16 protein-coding genes are annotated in these 19,233 nt (G+C 74.2%); 8 read left to right on the top strand and 8 right to left on the bottom strand.

The window, feature by feature from the left end:
* The first annotated feature begins 12 nt into the window (after positions 1 to 12).
* Positions 13 to 702, top strand: coding sequence for a DUF998 domain-containing protein (locus ACZ63J_RS04870; protein ID WP_465399702.1), 690 nt, complete (start codon positions 13 to 15; stop codon positions 700 to 702).
* 214 nt (positions 703 to 916) lie between these two features.
* On the opposite strand, the gene ACZ63J_RS04865 is transcribed toward ACZ63J_RS04870, so the two are convergent.
* Positions 917 to 1,285 (bottom strand): DNA polymerase ligase N-terminal domain-containing protein, encoded by a 369-nt coding sequence (locus ACZ63J_RS04865; RefSeq protein WP_465399703.1) that lies wholly within the window; start codon positions 1,283 to 1,285, stop codon positions 917 to 919.
* A 104-nt stretch (positions 1,286 to 1,389) separates the two neighbouring features.
* Between ACZ63J_RS04865 and ACZ63J_RS04860 the strand changes: the two genes are divergently transcribed.
* The 3 genes from ACZ63J_RS04860 to ACZ63J_RS04850 all read left to right on the top strand — a co-directional run bounded on the left by ACZ63J_RS04860 (position 1,390) and on the right by ACZ63J_RS04850 (position 4,410).
* Positions 1,390 to 1,824 carry a Fur family transcriptional regulator gene (locus ACZ63J_RS04860; protein WP_465340408.1) on the top strand — a complete coding sequence of 145 codons (435 nt, stop codon included), beginning with the start codon at positions 1,390 to 1,392 and terminating at the stop codon, positions 1,822 to 1,824.
* A complete protein-coding gene (locus ACZ63J_RS04855) occupies positions 1,821 to 3,344 on the top strand; it encodes a catalase (protein ID WP_465399704.1) in 1,524 nt (507 codons plus the stop codon). Before ACZ63J_RS04860 ends, ACZ63J_RS04855 begins: the two co-directional genes overlap by 4 nt.
* A 94-nt stretch (positions 3,345 to 3,438) precedes the next feature.
* Positions 3,439 to 4,410 carry a YdcF family protein gene (locus ACZ63J_RS04850; protein ID WP_465399705.1) on the top strand — a complete coding sequence of 324 codons (972 nt, stop codon included), beginning with the start codon at positions 3,439 to 3,441 and terminating at the stop codon, positions 4,408 to 4,410.
* Here ACZ63J_RS04850 and ACZ63J_RS04845 read toward each other — a convergent pair.
* From ACZ63J_RS04845 to ACZ63J_RS04835, 3 genes are read right to left on the bottom strand one after another with little or no spacing between them, the layout of a single operon-like run.
* Complete coding sequence (locus ACZ63J_RS04845) at positions 4,400 to 5,608, bottom strand: glycosyltransferase (RefSeq protein WP_465399706.1); 1,209 nt, start codon at positions 5,606 to 5,608, stop codon at positions 4,400 to 4,402. The genes ACZ63J_RS04850 and ACZ63J_RS04845 overlap by 11 nt on opposite strands.
* Positions 5,605 to 6,435, bottom strand: a complete 831-nt coding sequence (locus tag ACZ63J_RS04840) for an SDR family NAD(P)-dependent oxidoreductase (RefSeq protein WP_465399707.1) — start codon at positions 6,433 to 6,435, stop codon at positions 5,605 to 5,607. The genes ACZ63J_RS04845 and ACZ63J_RS04840 overlap by 4 nt, the downstream gene beginning before the upstream one ends.
* Positions 6,432 to 7,445, bottom strand: coding sequence for an alpha/beta hydrolase (locus ACZ63J_RS04835; protein ID WP_465399708.1), 1,014 nt, complete (start codon positions 7,443 to 7,445; stop codon positions 6,432 to 6,434). The genes ACZ63J_RS04840 and ACZ63J_RS04835 overlap by 4 nt, the downstream gene beginning before the upstream one ends.
* A 447-nt stretch (positions 7,446 to 7,892) precedes the next feature.
* Between ACZ63J_RS04835 and ACZ63J_RS04830 the strand changes: the two genes are divergently transcribed.
* Genes ACZ63J_RS04830 through ACZ63J_RS04815 form a run of 4 tightly spaced genes read left to right on the top strand, consistent with a single transcriptional unit; the run spans position 7,893 to position 15,875 of the window.
* A complete protein-coding gene (locus tag ACZ63J_RS04830) occupies positions 7,893 to 8,531 on the top strand; it encodes a hypothetical protein (protein ID WP_465399709.1) in 639 nt (212 codons plus the stop codon).
* Between the two features lie 26 nt (positions 8,532 to 8,557).
* A complete protein-coding gene (locus ACZ63J_RS04825) occupies positions 8,558 to 10,252 on the top strand; it encodes a fatty acyl-AMP ligase (protein WP_465399710.1) in 1,695 nt (564 codons plus the stop codon).
* On the top strand, positions 10,249 to 14,424 hold the full coding sequence (locus tag ACZ63J_RS04820; protein WP_465399711.1) for a beta-ketoacyl synthase N-terminal-like domain-containing protein: 4,176 nt from the start codon (positions 10,249 to 10,251) through the stop codon (positions 14,422 to 14,424). Before ACZ63J_RS04825 ends, ACZ63J_RS04820 begins: the two co-directional genes overlap by 4 nt.
* Positions 14,421 to 15,875: an MFS transporter gene (locus ACZ63J_RS04815; protein WP_465399712.1), complete on the top strand. Its 1,455-nt coding sequence runs from the start codon at positions 14,421 to 14,423 to the stop codon at positions 15,873 to 15,875. The genes ACZ63J_RS04820 and ACZ63J_RS04815 overlap by 4 nt, the downstream gene beginning before the upstream one ends.
* Positions 15,876 to 16,006: 131 nt before the next feature.
* Here ACZ63J_RS04815 and ACZ63J_RS04810 read toward each other — a convergent pair whose 3' ends face one another.
* The 4 genes from ACZ63J_RS04810 to ACZ63J_RS04795 form a co-directional block, all read right to left on the bottom strand.
* Positions 16,007 to 17,158: a DICT sensory domain-containing protein gene (locus ACZ63J_RS04810; RefSeq protein WP_465399713.1), complete on the bottom strand. Its 1,152-nt coding sequence runs from the start codon at positions 17,156 to 17,158 to the stop codon at positions 16,007 to 16,009.
* Positions 17,159 to 17,242: 84 nt separating this feature from the next.
* Positions 17,243 to 17,527: a hypothetical protein gene (locus tag ACZ63J_RS04805; RefSeq protein WP_465399714.1), complete on the bottom strand. Its 285-nt coding sequence runs from the start codon at positions 17,525 to 17,527 to the stop codon at positions 17,243 to 17,245.
* Positions 17,448 to 18,740 (bottom strand): cryptochrome/photolyase family protein, encoded by a 1,293-nt coding sequence (locus tag ACZ63J_RS04800; RefSeq protein ID WP_465399715.1) that lies wholly within the window; start codon positions 18,738 to 18,740, stop codon positions 17,448 to 17,450. Before ACZ63J_RS04800 ends, ACZ63J_RS04805 begins: the two co-directional genes overlap by 80 nt.
* 10 nt (positions 18,741 to 18,750) lie before the next feature.
* A complete protein-coding gene (locus ACZ63J_RS04795) occupies positions 18,751 to 19,206 on the bottom strand; it encodes a MarR family winged helix-turn-helix transcriptional regulator (protein WP_465399716.1) in 456 nt (151 codons plus the stop codon).
* Between the last annotated feature and the right edge of the window lie 27 nt (positions 19,207 to 19,233).

The following is a 19,233-nucleotide window of genomic DNA, read 5'->3' as shown; positions in this document are numbered from 1 at the left end:
GTGTCTTAACGCATGCTGTGCCCTTCACCGGTCCGTCCCCGCCTCCGCGCCCGCCTGCTCGTGCCGGGCGCGCTGGCCGCGTTCGCCGTCGCCGTCGTCCTGCTCGTCGTGCTGCACCTCGACCGGAGCCTCGCGCAGCTCGACCCGGTCAGCTCGATGCTCAGCGACTACGCGCTGAGCCCCGGCCGCGGGTTGTGGGACGGCGCGCTGATCCTCACCAGCACCGGCTCGGCGCTGCTGCTGGTCGCGCTCTATCGCCGTGGCCTCTTGGCGAACCCGGCGCTCGTGGCGGCGAAGGCGCTGTGGTGCGTGAGCCTGGTGGCGGTGGCGATCTTCGCAAAGGACCCCCAGGGCGGCGCGATCACGGCGACCGGCAAGATCCACCTGTACGCGTCGGCGGTGACGTGCCTGAGCCTGCCTATCGTCGGCTGGGCCCTGGGCCGCCGCCACCGCGACGACCCCCGCTGGCGCCGTTTCGCGTCCTGGTCGCGGCGGCTCGCCTTGGCCGCGATCCCGTTCTACCTGCCGTTCATCGTCCCGTTCGCGGTGAACGTCATCCTCGGCGGCCACCTGCCGACGGTGGCGACCGGGCTGGTGGAGCGGTTGATGATGGTGCTGGAGATCGCGCTGCTGGCGGTGTTGGGCCAGTGGGCGCACCGCGCGATGAAGCCTTCTCAGGTGCGCGTTTCGTCGGCGGCCTGACCGAGGCTCTCCAGGAACCGGTACGCGCTGCCGGAGAGCATGGCTCCGGCGGCGACCGCGGCCAAGGTGACTGCGGCGCGAGCCACGCACCGGCGCCGGGCCCCCGGCGAGCACAACCAGCGGCGGCTTGACGTTGACGCGGAGGTGGCGTCGGCCAGCTCGCGGTCGCTCTCGCCCGTGAAGTCGTGAAGAGTCGCGCCGACCCGCGAATTTGCTACGCCTGAACCGAGACCTGCCCCGGCTGATCCCGCGTCCGATGCAGCAGCCAGTCCCGGTCCGTGCGGATCAGGGCATACCGCACCGCACCCGCCCGGCCGTGCAGCGTGAACAGGATCCGCTTCTCCGTCCGGTCGTGCTCCTCCCACCAGCCGGTGTCCGCGATCTTCTTCGTCTCGTCCTCGTACGCCAGATGATCGAGCGCGTGGTCCGGCACGGCGACCGCGAGCCGGTTGCCCGCCGCGTCCGGGGGCATTCCGCGGGGCACCGCCCACGAGCGCAGCACGCCGTCCTCCTCCAGGCGGAGGTCGAAGTGGTGCCGGGGGCGCCAGTGCTCGTGCAGCACGAACGCCGGTCGCTCGCTCACTCCCCCACGATGCCAGACCGGGCGCCCATACCCGTTTTCGCGCCCGCAAAACCGTCCATCCGTGGACTTGACCGGTTCCAGAGAAGGGCGCACGGTGGGGAGTCATGAGCGATGCGGCGTCGAGTCTGCGGGCGGCGGGTCTGCGGGTCACCGCGCCCCGCCGGGCCGTCTTGACGTGGCTGACCGAGCATCCTCATTCCACTGTGGACGCCATCGGCACCGGCGTCCGGGAACTGCTGGACTCCGTGTCCACCCAGGCGATCTACGACGTGCTGGGCGCGTGCACGGAAGCCGGCCTGGTCCGGCGGATCGAGCTGCCGGGCCACCCCGCCCGGTTCGAGCGCCGGGCCGGGGACAACCACCACCACGTCGTGTGCCGGCGGTGCGGGCGGACCGAGGACGTCGACTGCGCGACCGGCGCCGCGCCCTGCCTCACCCCCGGCACCGCGCACGGCTTCACCATCGACGAGGCGGAAGTGGTGTTCTGGGGCATCTGCCCCGGGTGCGCCGCCCGCCCCGCGGAAAGAGGAACGTTGTGACGCAGATCCGACCCGAACCGACCACCACCGACGCCGGCGTCCCCGTCGAAAGCGACGAGCACTCCCTCACGATCGGCCCCGACGGCCCGATCCTGCTGCAGGACAACTACCTCATCGAGCAGATGGCGCAGTTCAACCGCGAACGCGTCCCCGAGCGCCAGCCGCACGCCAAGGGCAGCGGCGCGTTCGGGCGGTTCGAGGTGACCGGCGACGTCAGCGCGTACACCAAGGCCGCCGTCTTCCAGCCGGGCGTGCAGACCGACCTGCTGGTCCGGTTCTCCACCGTCGCCGGCGAGCGGGGCAGCCCCGACACCTGGCGCGACCCGCGCGGTTTCGCGGTGAAGTTCTACACCACCGAGGGCAACTACGACATGGTCGGGAACAACACCCCGGTCTTCTTCATCCGCGACCCGCTGAAGTTCCAGCACTTCATCCGGTCGCAGAAGCGCCGCGCCGACAACAACCTGCGCGACCACGACATGCAGTGGGACTTCTGGACGCTGTCCCCGGAGTCGGCGCACCAGGTCACCTGGCTGATGGGCGACCGCGGCCTGCCGCGGACCTGGCGTCACATGAACGGCTACAGCTCGCACACCTACATGTGGGTCAACCAGGCGGGTGACCGCTTCTGGGTGAAGTACCACTTCAAGTCCGACCAGGGTGTCGAGTGCTTCACGCAGGACGAAGGCGACCAGATGGCGTCGGCCGACACCGACTACCACACGCGTGACCTCTACGAGGCGATCGAGCGCGGCGACCACCCGAGCTGGACGCTGAAGATGCAGGTGATGCCGTTCGAGGACGCCAAGACCTACCGGCTCAACCCGTTCGACCTGACGAAGGTGTGGCCGCACGCGGACTACCCGCTGATCGAGGTCGGCCGGATGACCCTCGACCGCAACCCGACCGACCACCACGCGGAGATCGAGCAGGCCGCGTTCGAGCCGAGCAACCTGGTGCCCGGCATCGGCGTGAGCCCGGACAAGATGCTGCTGGGCCGGCTGTTCTCCTACCCGGACGCGCACCGCTACCGGATCGGCGCGAACTACAAGCAGCTGCCGGTCAACGCCCCCGTCGCGCCCGTCCACAGCTACAGCAAGGACGGCGCGATGCGGTACACGAAGGTGTCCGACCCGGTCTACGCGCCGAACTCGAAGGGCGGCCCGCACGCCGACGTCGCCCGCTACGGGCAGCCGTCCGGCTGGCAGGCCGACGGCGAAATGGTCCGCACGGCGTACACGCTGCGCGAAGAGGACGACGACTTCGGGCAGGCCGGCACGATGGTCCGCGAAGTCCTGGACGACGACGCCCGCGGGCGGCTGGTCGACAACGTCGTGGGGCACCTGCTCAACGGGGTGAGCGAGCCCGTGCTGGCGCGGGCGTTCGACTACTGGCGCAACGTCGACAAGGACGTCGGCGACCGGATCGAGTCGGGCGTGCGCGCCAAGCAGGACGAGAAGGACCCGAAGGCCGCCGACCAGGGCAACCCGGCGCGGTCGAGCATGCAGCACAAGGCCTGACGACTCGCGGCGGTCTCCGCTCCCGGGCGGGCGGAGACCGCCGCGGGCGTTCGGCTAGGTTGGCTTCCTCGGGGACCGATCAGGGAGGCCACGCTTGCGTTTTGCCGACGGGGTGCTGCCCGTCGCGGCCGCGGTGGCGCTGCTCGTGTTCGCCGTGCGCCTGGCGCACGAGCCGCGGCGGCTCGGCAACGCCGTGTGGCTCGGCGTCGCGCTCCTGCTGACCGGGTTGTGGCTGTTGCGCCAGGCGTTGCACCTGGACTGGCTGACACCGGTCGTGCTCGGGGTGATCGCCCTGGTCGCGCTGGCGCTACCGGTCGCCCTGCTCGTCAACGGCGCCCAGATGTGGCGCCGCGAAGGCCGTTCCACCGGGAACCTGCTGTCGCTGGCGCTCGGTGCCGGGATGATCCTCCTCGAGGCGCTGCTCTTCGTCCCGCTCGGCCGATGGGGCGCGGCGGCCGTGGCCATCGCGGCGGTGCTCGCCGGGTACTTCGGGTTCCTGTTCTTCTCGCTCCTGGTCTATTCGGTGCTGTACAGCCGGATCGGCCGGCGCGGTGGCTTGGACGCCGTCATCGTGCTCGGCTGCGGGCTCGCCGGGGACGAGGTGCCGCCACTGCTCGCCGGCCGGCTCGAGCGCGCGCTCCGGCTCTACACCCGCGAGTCCACCCCGCCGTTGCTGGTGGTGTCCGGTGGACGGGGGCCGGACGAGAAGGTGACCGAAGCCGAGGCGATGCACGCCTACCTGCTGGAGCGCGGGGTGCCGGACGACCGGATCCGCCGCGAAGACCGGGCGCGCACGACCGAGGAGAACCTCCGGTTCTCGGCCGCGCTCCTGCCGGACGACGCACGCCGGGTGGTCGCGGTGACCAGCAACTACCACGTGTTCCGCGCGGCGGTCGAGTGCCGCCGCCTGCACCTGCCGTTCCACGCGGTCGGCTCCCCGACGGCCCGGTACTTCCTGCCGAGCGCGCTGCTGCGGGAGTTCGCGGCGCTGATCCTGCACTACCGCCGCACGACGATCGCCGCGTGTGTCGTGGTCGTGGCGGCCGGGGTGCTGCTCACGCTCTGATCTCCCGCAGGACACCGCACGCCCGCGCCACGCCGTCCTCGGCCCGCAGCCGTGCGCCGACGTACTGCGCGCCCCGGCGGAAGAGCGGGTTGCCGGTGAGCTCGCGCAGCCGGGCGGTCAGCACGTCGACGTCCAGCTGCTCGAGAGGCAGCGGCTGCGGCCCGGCGCTGAGCTGGGAGACGCGGTCGCCCCAATACGGCTGGTCGGAGAAGACCGGGCAGACGAGCGCCGGCACCCCCGCGCGCAACGCGGCGGCGGTGGTTCCGGCGCCGCCGTGGTGCACGACCGCCGCGGTGCGCGGGAACAGCCAGGAGTGCGGGACGTCGGTGACGGTGAGGATGTCGTCGGAGTCCTCTCCCGCGATGCCAAGAAGGCCGCGCAGTCCGGCTCGCCGCAGAGCTTCCCGGACGGTCCCGGCGGCATCCCCGGATTCCATGCTGCCGAAGCCGACGTAGACCGGCGGCGGTCCGGCGGCGAGGAAGTCGCGCAGCCGCGGGTCCGGGCGCCAGCCGTCGTCGGCGTCGAGGAACCAGTAGCCGGTGAGGTGCACTCGTGGGGGCCAGTCGGGTGGGCGGGGCACCACGGCGTCGGAGAATCCGCAGAGCACGGGCCCGTTCCGCCGGGGCCCGCGACGGCCGGCGGCGGGGAGGCCGAGGGTGGCCGTGCGCCAGCGGTCGATCTCGGGCCGCAGGAGCTGCCAGGCCAGGGTGTCGACCGCGGTGAAGCTCAGCTGCCGTCCCCACGGGCCGAGGTGGCGGGCGCGGGGCAGCAGGGGGTGGGCGAAGGCGCGCGTCGGGATGCCGGGCTGGTAGTGGAGTTCGACGTTGGGGACGTCGAGGTGCGTGCCGAGGAAGCCGAGGGTCGGGGCGAGGACGAGGTCGGCGTCTTTCGTGCCGGTGTGGACGTCGGCGAGGAGGCGGTCGAGGAGCGGGGTGAGGACTTCCCGGAGGCCGGAGAGGAACTTGAGCGGGTTGCGGCCGGTGGTCCAGGCGCGGCCGGCGGCCGAGCCGAGGATTTGGCCGGGATCGGCGGAGAGGGGCGCGAAGGCGAGGCCGTGCGCGGTGACGAGGGAGCGAAATCTTTCGGCGGCGAGGATCCGGACGCGGTCGCCGTCGGCGGTGATCCCCTGGCCGAGCGCGACGCAGGGTTGGACATCACCGCGCGACCCGGGCGCGAGGATCACCACGAGTCGGCTCATCGCTTGGCCGCCGTCAGGCGGTACCGGAGCCGGAACGGCAGGCTGGCCAGCACCGCCGCCACCCGGGCGTCCCCTCCCACCAAATATCTCGGCGCCGGGCGTCGGGCCGTCAACGCGCGGACCACCACCTGGGCCGCCCGTCGCGGCGGCACTCCCGTCCTGGCCGACCGCGCGGCGCTGTGTTCCGCCGCCGCCAGCTGCGCGCCGTACCGCTCGAGCCCCGCCGGTGGCAGCAGCGACCGGACCTCCTCGGCCGCCGCTTGGGCGCGGGGCCAGATCGCAGTCGCCACCGCGCCCGGCTCGACCAGGACCACCTCGATCCCCTCCGGCGCCAGCTCGGCCCGGAGGCTGTCCGTCAACCCCACCAGCGCGAACTTCGACGTGTGGTACGGCCCGATCATCGGCCCCGCGATGCGGCCGCCGATCGAGCCGACCGTCACCACGCGCGCCGTCGAGGCTATCCGCAGGGCCGGGAGCATCGCGCGGGTCACCGCGAGCTGCCCGGTGACGTTCACGTCCAGCTGTTCGCGGAACGCCTCCAGCGGCACGTACTCCAGCGGCCCGGGCCGGGCCAGGCCCGCGTTGTTCACCAGGCCCCGCAGCGGGCCGCCGGCCGTGACGCGCCGGCCGCACTCCTCGATCGACGCCGCGTCGCGCAGGTCCATCCGCAGCACCGTGACCGCCTCGCCGTAGGCGCGTTCGAGCTCCTTCTCGTCGCCGTCGGTGCGGACGCTCGCCCACACGTGCGCGCCGCGGCGGACCAGCTCCGCCACGCACGCGCGGCCGATCCCGCTCGACGCGCCCGTGACCACATAGGACGCCCTCACGACGCCAGCACCTGCAGCATCCGCGGCCACGTCTTGTGCAGCTGCTCCTGCCAGTACGCCCATTGGTGGGTGCCCGGCCCGTAGAGATCCACCGTCGCCGGGACGCCGAGCGCGCGCAGCCGGCCGGCCATCGCCGTGGTCTGGCCGCCGCACAGGAACTCCAGCAGCATCGCGCCCGGCAGGACGTCGATCGGGAGCTTCGAGTCGAGCGGTCCCGGCAGGCCGTTGCCCGCCGACAGGTAGAGCTCGGTCCCCCGCAGCCGCTCGGCGTTCACCAGCGGGTCGTGGGCGTCCCAGCGCGCCGACTCCCGACGCCGATCGCCCCACAGCGCCTCCGGGTCGAGGTGCGCCGAGCTGACGATCGCGTCGGTCAGCAGCTCCCCCGTCGGGCCGGTGGGGTTGAGGTTCCCGCTGTAGGACGCCGCGTAGCGGAACACGCCGGGGCGGCGCGCGGCCAGTTCGATCGCGCCGTAACCGCCGAGCGAAAGACCGGCCGCGGCCCGCCGGCCGTCCCCGCGGTAGCCGCGGTCGATCAGCTGGGGCAGCTCGGCGGCCGTGAACGTCTCCCACTGGTTCAGCGCGATGTCCTTGCCGTAGTTCCACCAGTCGCTGAAGAACCCCGCCGGCCCGGCGCCCGGCATGACGACCAGGACACCGGCGTTGTCGGCCAGCGCCCGGATGTCGGTGTTGGCGCTCCAGCCGCGGTAGTCCTGCAGGCGGGTCTCCCCGGCGAGCAGGTACACCGCCGCCCACTTCCGGTCCGGCTCGGCGGCCCAGTCCCGCGGCAGGATCAGCCGGACCATCGTGTAGGCGCCGACGCCGGTCGAGCGCACGGTCAGGTCGAGCACCCGCGGGTCACCCTCCACAGTGGACTCCGCGACGACGTGCGAGCCGTCGTCGGCCCGGGCGTCCGGGACGCCGGTCGCGGCCCGCGCCGGCACCACCGGCACCACCAAGGCCACCGTGGCCACCACCGCGGCGGCGCCGAGCCACCTCCCAGATATGCGCATACGTATTCCTTTCCCCGGTCGGTCGATCGAATCCGGAAAAGTGACGGCGATCACCCGGAAACCACATCGGATGCGCGGTCAACCTAGAGGAAGAACGGCCCGCCCGGCAATTGTCCGGTCGACGGTCCCACCGGACAATGTGAAGCGCAGGCAAACAAAACCACGCTTTTCCTCCCCCGTCGGGGTGAGGGTACGGTCACCGACCGTCACCAGAGTCGGACGGCCGTGCCACACCCCCGCACCAAACTCGCCAGTAACTTGAAAATCAGCAGGTCACCCCGCGTACACGAAGACCGTTTACGTTTTCTTGACGGGCTTCCGGTAACCGATTTCCTGTCGTAGCCTTCCCCTGCCGCCGGGCTCGGACCCCCTTGACCCCGTCCCCCGGCGAAGGTCCCAGCGCGGGGACCGCGAACCCTCGAGAACACTCCCCCGAAAGGGCTTTTCATGCCTGCCCGAATTCGCTTTCCCCCGGCCCGCGCCGCCGCTCTCCTGATCGCCGCGGCCGCCGCGACCACCATTTCCGGGGCCGCCGGAAAACCGGCCGTCCCGCCGGCCGCGCTGCTGCCCGCCGAGTCGGTCCCCGGGAGCGGCCCGCGCGATGTCTTCGACCTCGCCGCCACCGCGCGATCGGCGCCGGAGCCTCAAGACGGATGCGCGAACGTGACCCACGGACGGCTGCTCGGCCCTGGAACCACGACCGGGCAGGGCTTCCAGGCCGCGGTGCCCGGCGGTCAGGTGTCCGAACTCGTCGCCCGCACCCCCGAACCGCCCGACCTCGCCGGCTGGACCGCGCAGGTCCGCCGGTGCGCCCAAGTCACCGTCGACGACCAGGACCTCCCCACGGTCTCGACCCTCACCCTGCGCACCGCGCCCGCCGTCCCCGGCGCGGAAACCCTTTCCTACCAGCAGGTCCTGACCCTTCCCGGCCGGCAGGCCGGGCTGCCGGGACTGCGCCTGCGCACCGTCGCCATCGCCGCCGGCACCGTGCTCGTCCTGCTCCGCGACGCCGGAGCGACCGATGTCGACCTCGACGCCCTGGCCGTCGCCGCGTGGCAGCACGCGCTGCCGCGGCTGGGTCGCTGACCCCGTTGAAGCAAGAGGAGAACCCGATGTCCCTGGAGCACACCGGCGGCGACACCCTGACCGCCTGCCTGCGGCACTGGGCGGCCGCGAGGCCCGACGAGGCCGCGCTCACCTTCGCCGACTTCAGCACCGAACGCGACGGGCGGCGGCGCACCCTCACCTGGCGGCAGCTGGCCGACCGCGTCGACACCGCAGCGGCCGCGCTCCCGGTGCGTCCCGGCGACCGGGTCGCGGTCCTCTGCCCGCAGGGCCCGGACTACGTCGTCGGCTTCCTCGCCGCGATCACCGCGGGCGCGATCGCGGTGCCGCTGTTCGACCCGGGCCTGCCCGGCCACGCGGGACGGCTCGCCGCGGTGCTCGCCGACTGCACCCCCGCCGCGGTCGTCACGACGACAGCCGTCCAGGCCGCGGTCGAGGAGTTCGTCGACGTCCCGGTCGTCGCGGCCGATCGGCCGGGTCCCGCCCAATCCTGGCCGGCGCCGGCAGCGGCCCCGGGCGACGTCGCGTACCTGCAGTACACCTCGGGTTCGACGCGCAGCCCGGCCGGCGTGGTGCTCACCCACACGAACGTGCTCAGCAACGTCGGCCAGGTCGTGCGCGGGCTCGGGCTCGACCCGGGCGCGGCCACCACGGTGTCGTGGCTGCCGCTGTTCCACGACATGGGCCTCGTCCTCGGCCTGGTCACCCCGCTGGCGCTGGGCCTGCGGTCGGTGCTGATGGACCCGCTCGCGTTCATCGAGCGGCCCGTCCGCTGGCTGGAGCTGCTCGGCGACCACGCCGGCGTCTGGAGCGCCGCGCCGAACTTCGCCTTCCACTACTGCGCGACCCGGGTGCGGGAGGCCGACCGCGCCCGGCTGCGGCTCGGGCGGGTCGCCGCGATCGTCAACGGCGCCGAGCCGATCAACCCGGACGTCCTCGACCGCTTCCACACCGCATTCGCCGCCGCCGGGTACCGGCCGGAGATGACGCGGCCCGCCTACGGCCTGGCCGAGGCGACCGTCTTCGTCACCACCGGCCCCGCCGCGGCCCCGCGCGTCACGACGTTCGACCGGGACGCCCTCTCCACGGGCACCGTGCGCCCGGCCGGCGACGGCGTCCGGCTGGTCGCCTGCGGGGTTCCGGCCGGTCAGGACGTCGCCCTGGTCGACCCGCACACCGCCGTCGCGGTCCCCGACGGGTCGGTCGGCGAGATCTGGGTGCACGGCCCGAACGTCGGCGAAGGCTACTGGCGGAAACCCCTGGAGAGCACCGAAACCTTCGGTGCCCGGCCCGCCGGCGGGCTGCCCGAGGGGCCGTGGCTGCGCACGGGCGACCTCGGCCTCCGCCACGACGGGGAGCTCTACATCGCGGGCCGCATCAAGGACCTCATCATCGTCGACGGCCGCAACCACTACCCGCAGGACGTCGAGGCGACCGCCGCGGCCGCCCACGGCGCGATCCGCCCCGGCAGCACCGCCGCGTTCGCGGTCGGCGGCGCCGACACCGAGTCCGTCGTCGTGGTCGCCGAGCACCGCGCCCACGAAGAGCTGAGCGAGCAGGCGGAACGCGACCTCGTCACCACGATCCGGCGGCTCGTCGCCGACGCTCACGGTCTCGCGCTGCGTGACGTCCTGCTCGTCCCGGCCGGCCGGGTGCCGCGGACCTCCAGCGGCAAGATCGCGCGCGCCGCCTGCCGCGACCGCTACCTCGCCGGTGACTACGGAAAGGCCCTGGCGCGATGAGAAACGACCCCACCCTGCGCCGGCGGCTGCTCGACCTGTTCGCCGAGCACCTCGGCGCCGACGTCGAGCCGGACCGCCCGCTCGCCGACTACGGCCTGTCCTCCCGTCAGGCCGTCGGGATCACCGCGGACCTCGAAGAGCTGCTGGGCGCCCGGCTTCCCGCGACCCTGCTGTGGGAGAACCCGACCGTCGAGCACCTCGCCCGCAGCCTCGCCCCGGACGACGAGCCCGAGCCGGAAACCCGGGCCACGGACCGCCGCCGGACCGACCCGGTCGCCGTGGTCGGCCTCGGCTGCCGCTGGCCCGGCGCGGACGGGCTCGAGGAGTTCTGGGAACTGCTTCGCAGCGGACGAGACGCCGTCCGGACCGCGCCGCCGGGTCGCTGGCACAGTGACGCGGCGCCGGTCGTCGGCGGGTTCCTCGACGACGTCGCCGGGTTCGACGCCGAGCACTTCGGCGTCACCCCGCGCGAAGCCGCGACGATGGATCCCCAGCAGCGCATGCTCCTCGAAGTGACCTGGGCGGCGCTGGAGCACGCCGGGATCGCGCCGGCGTCGCTGCGCGGCAGCCGCACCGGTGTCTACACGGGAATCGCCACGCACGACTACGGCCACCTGACCATGGCCGGTGCCGAGCCCGACCTCGCCACGGCGACCGGCGCGGCGGGCAGCATCGCGTCGAACCGGCTGTCGTACTTCTACGACCTGCGCGGGCCGAGCATGGCCGTCGACACCGCGTGCTCGTCTTCGCTGGTCGCGGTGCACCACGCGGTGCGGGCGTTGCGCGACGGCGAGGCGGACCTGGCGCTCGCCGCCGGGGTGAACCTCATGCTGCTGCCCGGGCCGACCGCCGCGTTCGCCGCCGCCGGGCTGCTGGCGGACGACGGCCGGTGCAAGACCTTCTCGGCCGGCGCCGACGGCATCGCGCGGGCCGAAGGCTGCGGGGTCGTGGTGCTCAAGCGGCTCGCGGACGCCGAAGTCGACGGTGACCGCGTGCTCGCGGTGATCCGGTCCTCGGCGGTCAACTCCGACGGCCGCTCGAACGGCCTCGCCGCGCCCAATCCCGCGGCCCAGCAAGCGATGCTGCGGGACGCCTACCGCGGCGCCGGGCTCGATCCGTCCACTGTGGACTACGTCGAGGCGCACGGCACCGGCACCCTGCTCGGCGACCCGATCGAAGCCGGCGCGCTCGGCGCGGTGCTGGGCGCGGGCCGCGACGCGGACGCGCCCCTGCTGATCGGATCGGTGAAGACGAACATCGCGCACGCCGAAGCCGCGGCCGGGATCGCCGGGCTGATCAAGGTCGTCCTGGCGATGACCCACGACGAGCTGCCGCCGCAGCTGCACTTCACCACGCCGAACCCGCACATCCCGTTCGAGGAGCTGCGGCTGCGCGTGGTCACCGAGCCGACGCCGTGGCCGCGGCACAGCGGGCGGGCCACCGCCGGCGTGTCCGCCTTCGGGTTCGGCGGAACCAACGCGCACGTCGTCGTCGAGCAGGCCGCGCTCCCGGCGGCTCCCGCGGAAGCGGCCGGCGTCCGGATCGGGCTGCTGTCCGCCCGCACCCGCGACCGGCTCGCCGAGCGGGCGACGCAGCTCGCGGACTGGCTGGACTCCCCCGCGGCCGGCTCCCTCGCCGACGTCACGCACACGCTCTTCCGGCGTGACAACGGCGGCCGGCACCGTGCCGCCGTTGTCGCCGGGGACCGAGCCGAGCTGGCGACGCTGCTGCGGGCCGTCGGCGCAGGCGCCGACCCGCTGCCCGCGGGCGCAGTGACCGGGAGCGCAAATCCCGGCGAGGGCCCGGTTTTTGTGTTCTCCGGGCACGGTTCGCAGTGGCCGGGAATGGGCCGCGGCCTGCTGGCCGCCGAACCGGCGTTCGCCGCGCAGGTCGACAAGCTCGGCGACCCGTTCACCGAGCACACCGGGCGGTCGCTGCGCGCGCTGCTGCGCTCCGCAGGCCCGTTTTCGCTGGCCGAAACCCAGCTGGCGATCTTCGGGACGCAGGTCGCGCTGGCCGCCCGGTGGGAGGCGCTCGGCGTCCGGCCCGCCGCGGTCCTCGGGCATTCGCTCGGGTCGGCGGCCGCGGCCGTCGTGAGCGGGGTGCTGACCGCCGACGAGGCCGTCCACCTGGTCGCGACCCGCGCTCGGCTGCTGGGCACGGTCCGGCCGGGCGGCGCGATGGCCGCCGTCGAGCTGACGACCGGCGAGCTCGCCGCGTACCCGGGGGTCGAGCTGGCCGTCGACTCCGCGCCGGGGCAGCTGACCGTGGCCGCGGATGCCGACGTGCTGGACCGGCTCGTCACGGAGCTGGAAGCCGCCGGCCGGACCGCGCGGCGGCTCCCGGTGGCGGTGGCCGGGCACTCGGCCGGCGTCGAGCCGGTGCTCGGCGACCTGCGGCACGCCTTGGCCGAGCTGGGCGGGCGGCGGCCGCTGGTGCCCTGGTACGACACGGTCCTGACCGACCCGCGGGAGCTGCCGGACTTCGACGCGCGGTACTGGGCGGCGCACCTGCGGCGGCCGGTGCGGTTCCGGCAGGCCGTGACGGCGGCGGCCGCGGACGGGCACCGCGTGTTCGTCGAGGTGTCCCCGCACCCGATCCTGCGGGGTTCGGTGGCCCGGACGCTGGCGGCCGCCGGAGTGGCGGACGCGGTGGTGACGGGGACGGTGCGCCGCGGCCAGGACGAGGTCCGCGCGTTCGGCGCGGCCGCCGCGGCGGTGTACTGCGCGGGGATCGGGCTGAGTCTCGCGGACCCCGACGACGGAGCGCGGCTCACCGACGTCCCGCCGATGCCCTGGCGGCACGAACGGTTCTGGTACACCGATCCCGAGCCTGCCCCCGCTCGCCGGAGTCCGGCGAGTGCGGCGCCTCGGGCCGCCGGTGGTGACCGGCTCACCGAGATCGTCGCCGCGATCATGGGCCTGTCCCCCGACCGGCTCGACGCCGACGTCCCGCTCGTCGAGCTCGGGCTGGACTCCTTGATGGCGAACCGGATCCGCGAGGCCGTCCGGCGGGAGCTCGGCGCCGAACCCGACGCCGCCGCCGTCCTGCGCGGCGCCACCCTCGCCGACCTCAACCGCGATCTCGCGCCGCGGGAAGACGAGATTCCGCGCCCTGCCCGCGGCCGCGCGTGGGATGCCGCCGACCGGCTGGTCCTGCGGCTGTGGCGGGACCACACCGGCGCCGACGCGAGCGGCACGCACGTCCGGCTGTCCGGCGCCGCCCGGCCGGAGCCACTCGCCCGGCTGCTCGCGGACGGGCTCACCACCGAGCTCGACACCCCCGTCGACCCGGCCGAGCTGCTGCGGCACGACTCCCTCGCGGCCATCGCCGACGTCGCGCGCGCCGTCCTGGACACGCGGGAAGAACGCGGGCCCGTGCACCTGCTCTCACCGGGTGACGCCGGGACCCCGCCGCTGCTGCTGTTCCACCCCGGCGGCAGCACCTGCACCGTCTACCGGCCGCTGCTGGAGCGGCTGCCCGGGGGTGTGCCGTGCGTCGGCTTCGAACGGGTGCCCGGCACGAGCATCGAAGAGCGCGTCGACCGCCTGCTCCCGCTGGTGCGGGCGCGGCAGCCCCACGGGCCGTATCGCCTGGCCGGCTGGTCGTTCGGCGGTGCGCTCGCCTACGGCGTCGCCGCGCGGCTCGCGGACGAAGGCAACGAGGTCGAACTCGTGGCGCTCGTCGACACCATGCTGCCGCTGCCGGAACCGGACCTCGACCCGCGGGCGTCATCGGCCCGGCGGTTCCTGCGGTTCACCGGCTACGTCGAAGGCACCTACGGCCGGCCCGTCGCCCTCGGCCACGACGAGCTCGCGCCGCTGCCCGAAGAGGAGCAGATCGAGCTGACCATGCGCCGCGTCGCCGAAGCCGGGCTGCTCAGTCCCGGGGTGCTGCGGCACCAGCGTCAGTCCTTTTTGGACACTCTGGCCGCCGAACGCGGGACGCCCCGGCGCTACGACGGCCGGGTCGTCCTCTACCGGGCCACCGAGCCGTACGCCGCCGGGCTGGCGATGGAGCCGCGGTACTCCCGCACGGACCTCGCCGCCGGCTGGGCGGACCTGTGCCCGCGGCTGGAGATCGTGCCCGTCGCCGCGCACCACCTCTCGGTGGTCGACCCGCCGCACGTCGACGTCGTCGCGCGGCACCTGGCGGGCCTGCTGTGGCCGTGACCCTGGTCCGGGCCTGGCCGCTGCTGGCCGTGCTCGGCGCGGGGCTGCTGCTGGTCGCGGTCGACGCGACCGTGCTGCACGTCGCGCTGCCCGACGTCGTCCGGCAGCTGCGGCCCGGCGCCGCCGCCCAGGTGTGGATCGTGGCGATCTACCCGCTGACGGCGGCGCCGCTGCTGCTGCCGTTCGCCACCCTCGGCGACCGCTTCGGGCGGCGGCGGGTGCTGGTCACCGGCTACGTCGTGTTCGGGCTGGCGTCCCTCGGCTGCGCGCTCGCCCCCGGCGTCCCGGCACTGCTCGCCGCGCGGGCGGCGCTCGGCTGCGGCGGCGCGATGATCATGCCGGTGACGATGTCGCTGCTGCGGGAGCTGTTCCCCGAGCGGCGGCAGCGGCGCACCGCGATCGCGGTGTGCAGCGGGATCGCCGGCGCCGGCTCGGTGTTCGGGCCGGTGCTCGGCGGGGTCCTCGTCGAGGCGTGGGGCTGGCGGGCGACGTTCCTGGTCAACCCGCCGGTGATCCTGGCCGCGGTGGTGGCGGCGCTGCGGTGGCTGCCGCGGACACCGCCGGGGCCGGGCCGGTGGGACGCGCTCAGCGCCGCGCTCGCCGCGGGCGGGGTGCTGGGGGTCGCGTCCGCCATCGGGCCGTCGGGGGGCGGCTTCGCGGCGGGCGCGGCCGGGTGCGTTCTGCTCGGCCTGTTCGTCCGGCGGCAGCGCCGTTCGCCGGAGCCGTTGCTGGACCTCGGGCTGTTCCGGCGGCCGGGCGTGCCGGGCGCGGTCGGCGGGGTGCTGCTGGTGATGAGCACGCTGGTCGGGCTGGGGTTGCTGCTCGCCCAGTACCTGCAGGTGGTGCTCGGCCTCTCCCCGACGGCCGCGGCGGCGCGGCTGCTGCTGGTGCTCGGGGCGTCGGCGGCCGGGAGCGTGGTGGCTCCGGGCCTGCTCGCGCGGTTCGGCAACGTCCGGGTCCGGACGGCGGGGTTCGCGGTGGCGGCGGTGGCGTTGCTGATCCCGGCCGCCGGCGCGTCCGGTTCGCCGTGGTGGCTGGGCGGCGCGCTGGTGGGTTCGGGGTTCGGCATGGCGCTCGCGCTGACGTCGAGCACGGACACACTCCTGTCGGCGGCCCCGGCGGACAGCGCGGGTGGCGCGGCGGCGGTCGAGAAGACGGGCTACGAGCTGGGAGCGGGACTCGGGACAACGGTGTTCGGTTCCCTGGCGGCGGCGGTGTACGCGGCGCGGCTGGTGGTGCCGCCTGGAGTGCCTTCGCCGGCTGCCCAGCTCGCGGCGGCGGGTCCGGCGCAGGCGGAGACGGCGGCACGAGGGTTGGCGGCGGCAGAGGAGCTGCTCGCGGCGGCGCGGGCGGCTTGCGCGGACGGGGTGCAGGTGGCGGCGGGAGTCGCTTGTGGACTGTTCGCGATCGCTGCCGTGGTGTCGTTTGTGCGCCGGGGCAGGGTGACTTGACTCAAAATCAGCCGCATGTGGCGCCTCGCCGCTTTGGAGGTTGAGCGGCAGTCGCTGCCGTGGTGTTGCTTTCGCGTCGGGACGTAGCGAACTGACTCAACGCCCGCAGTATAGGCCGTTATACACAACCCTTACCGGAACCAACTCCCCGCACCCGACCGCATGACCGGGCCGCGTGACTTCGGCGGAATCGGCAACGACCCCTGGCTCGGCGGCCACAGCGTCACCGCGGGGACGTCGCGCACCTGCGCCCGCAAACCGGCCAACGGCAGGGGCCGCCGCCGGGTGAGCATCGTCGTCGTGCGGGGATGGAGATCCACGAACGGGTACGTCGTGTGCAACGCCGCCAGGCGGTTCTCGAGCCGGCGGCTGCGCTCGGCCAGCTCCCCCGCCGGGACCGCCGGCTGGACCACCAGGAACTCGCCCGGCCCGAGCCGCACCGCGCGGTCGAGGGGGCGGAGGCCGTCGCGGAGGAGGTCGGCGATGTTCTGCTCCGTGTGCATCCGGACCCGGACGCCGTGGCGGCGCTCGACCGCGGCCGGGTCGTCGACCACCACCAGGACCAGGCCCAGCGGGACCGTGTCGGTCGCGTCGCCGAGCCAGGACGTGATGCCCGCCAGGGTGTCGAGGCCGGTGTCCGGGTCGACCGGCGGGCCGGTGGGCGACGGCTCCGCCGCGCGGGCCGAGTCCAGCTTCGCCGCCACGTGCCGCAACGCCGCCTCGGCCCGGCTCTCGATGTCGAGCGCAGCCGGGGTGTCGACCGACGCCAGGACGTCGTCGACCCGGCGGCGCACCGACGGCGGCAGCCGGTCGCCCATCGCGTCGCGGAGCCGGACGACCTCGGCGTACGCCTCGTCGCGGCGCAGGCCCCAGCGCCCGCGGAACAGCCGCGCCCGCTCCACCGAGGACGCCCGCGGGTCGACCTCGTCCAGGTCCTGCGCGACGACCGAAGCGCCGAACGTCGGCGACAGCACCGCGACCGACCACTCCCGCGCCATCGGCTCGTCGGCGCGCAGCAGCACCGGCGTGACGCCGTGCGGCAGGTCGGGCCGGCCGGAGTCGACCATGCCGACGACCGTCACCGCGGCCCGCCGCGCGATCCGGGCGTAGACCTCGCGCTCGCGGTCGAAGTACGGCAGCCGCTGGAACAGCGCGAACACGACGGTGTCGGCTCCCGCGCCCTCCGCGAGCGCCGCCCGCTCCACCGCGTGGGACGCGGTCACCAGGGCACGCTTGGACAGCACCCCCGCGCGGGCGGCGCCGCGCGGATCTGCTTCGGGCATCAGGGGATCGCCTTCGCCGGGGAAAGGGAGACAACCACCGTAAGAGACCGCGCTCGCCCCGGCTAGCCACCTGATGGGGTGGACTCAGAAGTGGTCCCGGTCCGCCTCCCGGGCGACGACCTCGTCACGGTCCGCGAGCTTTTCCAGGCCCCGCAACGGCTGCCGCATCCGGTGGTTCCCGCGGAGACGTTCGGCGTTGCGGTCGAGGAACGCCCAGTACCCCGCCGTGAACGGGCACGCGTCCGGCCCCGTCCGCTTCTTCGGGTCGAAGGCACAACCGGGACAGTGGTCACTCATCCGGTTGATGTAGGCCCCGCCCGCCGCGTACGGCTTGGTCGCGACGAGCCCGCCGTCGGCGTACTGGCTCATGCCGATCACGTTCGCCGGCATCACCCAGGCGAAACCGTCGACGAACGCCGTCGCGAACCACCGGGTGAGCGCGGCCCGGGTCGTACCCGCGCTGCAGCGCGTGGTTGCCCAGCACCATCAGGCGTTCGATGTGGTGGGCGTACCCGCGGTCGCGCACCCCCGCGAGCGCGGTGCGCAGGCAGGCTGCCTCGACCGCGTCGGCGTCCAGCTCGCGCCACCACCGCGGCAGCTCCCGGTGCGCCCGCAAAGCGTTGCGGCGCAGGTAGTCCGGCCCCTGGTGCCAGTACAGGTGCCACACCCATTCACGCCAGCCCAGCACCTGCCGGACGAACCCTTCGACACTGCTCAGCGGCGCTTCCCCGGCTCGGTAACGCGCTTCGGCCTTCTCGATCACGTCCCGCGGGTCGAGCAGGCCGAGGTTGAGCGGCACCGAAAGCAGCGCGTGCGCCATCGCCCAGTCGTGCGTGAGCATCGCGTCCTGGTGCGGGCCGAAGTCCGGCAGCCGGTGCTCGAGGAACCGCCGCAGCGCCCGCTCCGCCTCGTCGTGGCCGACGGCGAACCGGCGCGGCCCGTCGACGCCGACGGGGTGGATCTCCCCCGCGCGCTCGGCGCGGTCGAGCTCGGCGCGGACGCGGTCGTCGATCGGGTTCTCGCGCGGGTGCCACGGCGCGGGGACGCCGAGCCGGGTCGTCTTCGGCGGCGGTTCCCGGTTGTCGTGGTCGAGGTTCCACCGGCCGCCGGCCGGGTCGCCGCCGGGCTCGAGCAGGACGCCGAACTTCCGGCGCTGGTCGCGGTAGAAGTCCTCCATGACGAACCGGGTGCGCCCGTCGGCCCACTCGGCGAAGTCCGCTTTGGACAGCACGAACCCCGGGGTCGGCAGGATCTCCGTCACGACGCCTTCGTCACGCAGCCGCCGGACGAACGCGTCGGCCGCGTGCGACGTCGGTTCGTGCACCACCACCGGCCGCCCGAACCGCCGCAGCCCGGTGCGGTAGTCCGGCGCGTCGAGGAGCGTGGCGCGGTCGCCGAGGTCGGCTGCGAGCCGGTACAGGGCGGCTTGGACGAGGTGCAGCTTCTGGCGGTGGAACGGCTTTCCGGCGAAGGCCGCGGCCGAGCGGATCAGCAGCACGTCGCGGTCGCGGAGCTCGGGCGTGCCGTGGAAGTGCGGCCCGAGCTGGTCGGCGAACAGCCAGAGCGCGGGCTTGTCTCCCATGGGCCGAACGCTAACCCGCTTCCGGCGGCTCCGCAGCGTACGCGCGCAGCACTTCCGTGGTGTCTCCCAAGAACTTCGCCACCACCTCGGCCTGCCCCGGCGCCAGCTCCGCCGTCAGCCGGGTCATCGCGGCGACCAGGGGCGCCAGCGCCGCCCGCACCTCGGCGCGCGCGGTGTCGGCGATGACCAGCGTGACGCGCCGGCCGTCGCTCGGGTGACGGTCGCGGCGGACGTGGCCGGCCGCCTCCAGGCGGTCGACCAGGACCGTCGCCGACGCGGAGCGGATCTTGAGCGCGTGTGCCAGGTCGACCGTGCCCATCGGTGTGCCCGCCGCGAGGTGCTGCAGGGCCTGCACGTCGGTCGCGCCGAGGTCCAGGCGCCGGGCCAGGGCCAGCTGGACGTCGTGGGCGAGCGCCAGCAGGTCCCGCAGGGCGAGGTTCACCCGGAGCGCGACGCTGTCTTCCACCGGCCCATTCTACGGTAGCTAGACAAT

This window comes from Amycolatopsis sp. NPDC104863, from assembly GCF_055582965.1.
Note: the sequence above shows the minus strand (reverse complement) of the source record. Positions and strands in the feature narration are given on the sequence as shown.

Excerpts from the sequence above, each read along its gene's own strand:
- ACZ63J_RS04870 (WP_465399702.1), top strand. The coding sequence starts at position 13 with ATGCTGTGCCCTTCACCGGTCCGTCCCCGCCTCCGCGCCCGCCTGCTC.
- ACZ63J_RS04860 (WP_465340408.1), top strand. The coding sequence starts at position 1,390 with ATGAGCGATGCGGCGTCGAGTCTGCGGGCGGCGGGTCTGCGGGTCACC.
- ACZ63J_RS04845 (WP_465399706.1), bottom strand. The coding sequence starts at position 5,608 with ATGAGCCGACTCGTGGTGATCCTCGCGCCCGGGTCGCGCGGTGATGTC.
- ACZ63J_RS04835 (WP_465399708.1), bottom strand. The coding sequence starts at position 7,445 with ATGCGCATATCTGGGAGGTGGCTCGGCGCCGCCGCGGTGGTGGCCACG.
- ACZ63J_RS04830 (WP_465399709.1), top strand. The coding sequence starts at position 7,893 with ATGCCTGCCCGAATTCGCTTTCCCCCGGCCCGCGCCGCCGCTCTCCTG.
- ACZ63J_RS04825 (WP_465399710.1), top strand. The coding sequence starts at position 8,558 with ATGTCCCTGGAGCACACCGGCGGCGACACCCTGACCGCCTGCCTGCGG.
- ACZ63J_RS04820 (WP_465399711.1), top strand. The coding sequence starts at position 10,249 with ATGAGAAACGACCCCACCCTGCGCCGGCGGCTGCTCGACCTGTTCGCC.
- ACZ63J_RS04810 (WP_465399713.1), bottom strand. The coding sequence starts at position 17,158 with ATGCCCGAAGCAGATCCGCGCGGCGCCGCCCGCGCGGGGGTGCTGTCC.
- ACZ63J_RS04805 (WP_465399714.1), bottom strand. The coding sequence starts at position 17,527 with ATGAGCCAGTACGCCGACGGCGGGCTCGTCGCGACCAAGCCGTACGCG.
- ACZ63J_RS04800 (WP_465399715.1), bottom strand. The coding sequence starts at position 18,740 with ATGGGAGACAAGCCCGCGCTCTGGCTGTTCGCCGACCAGCTCGGGCCG.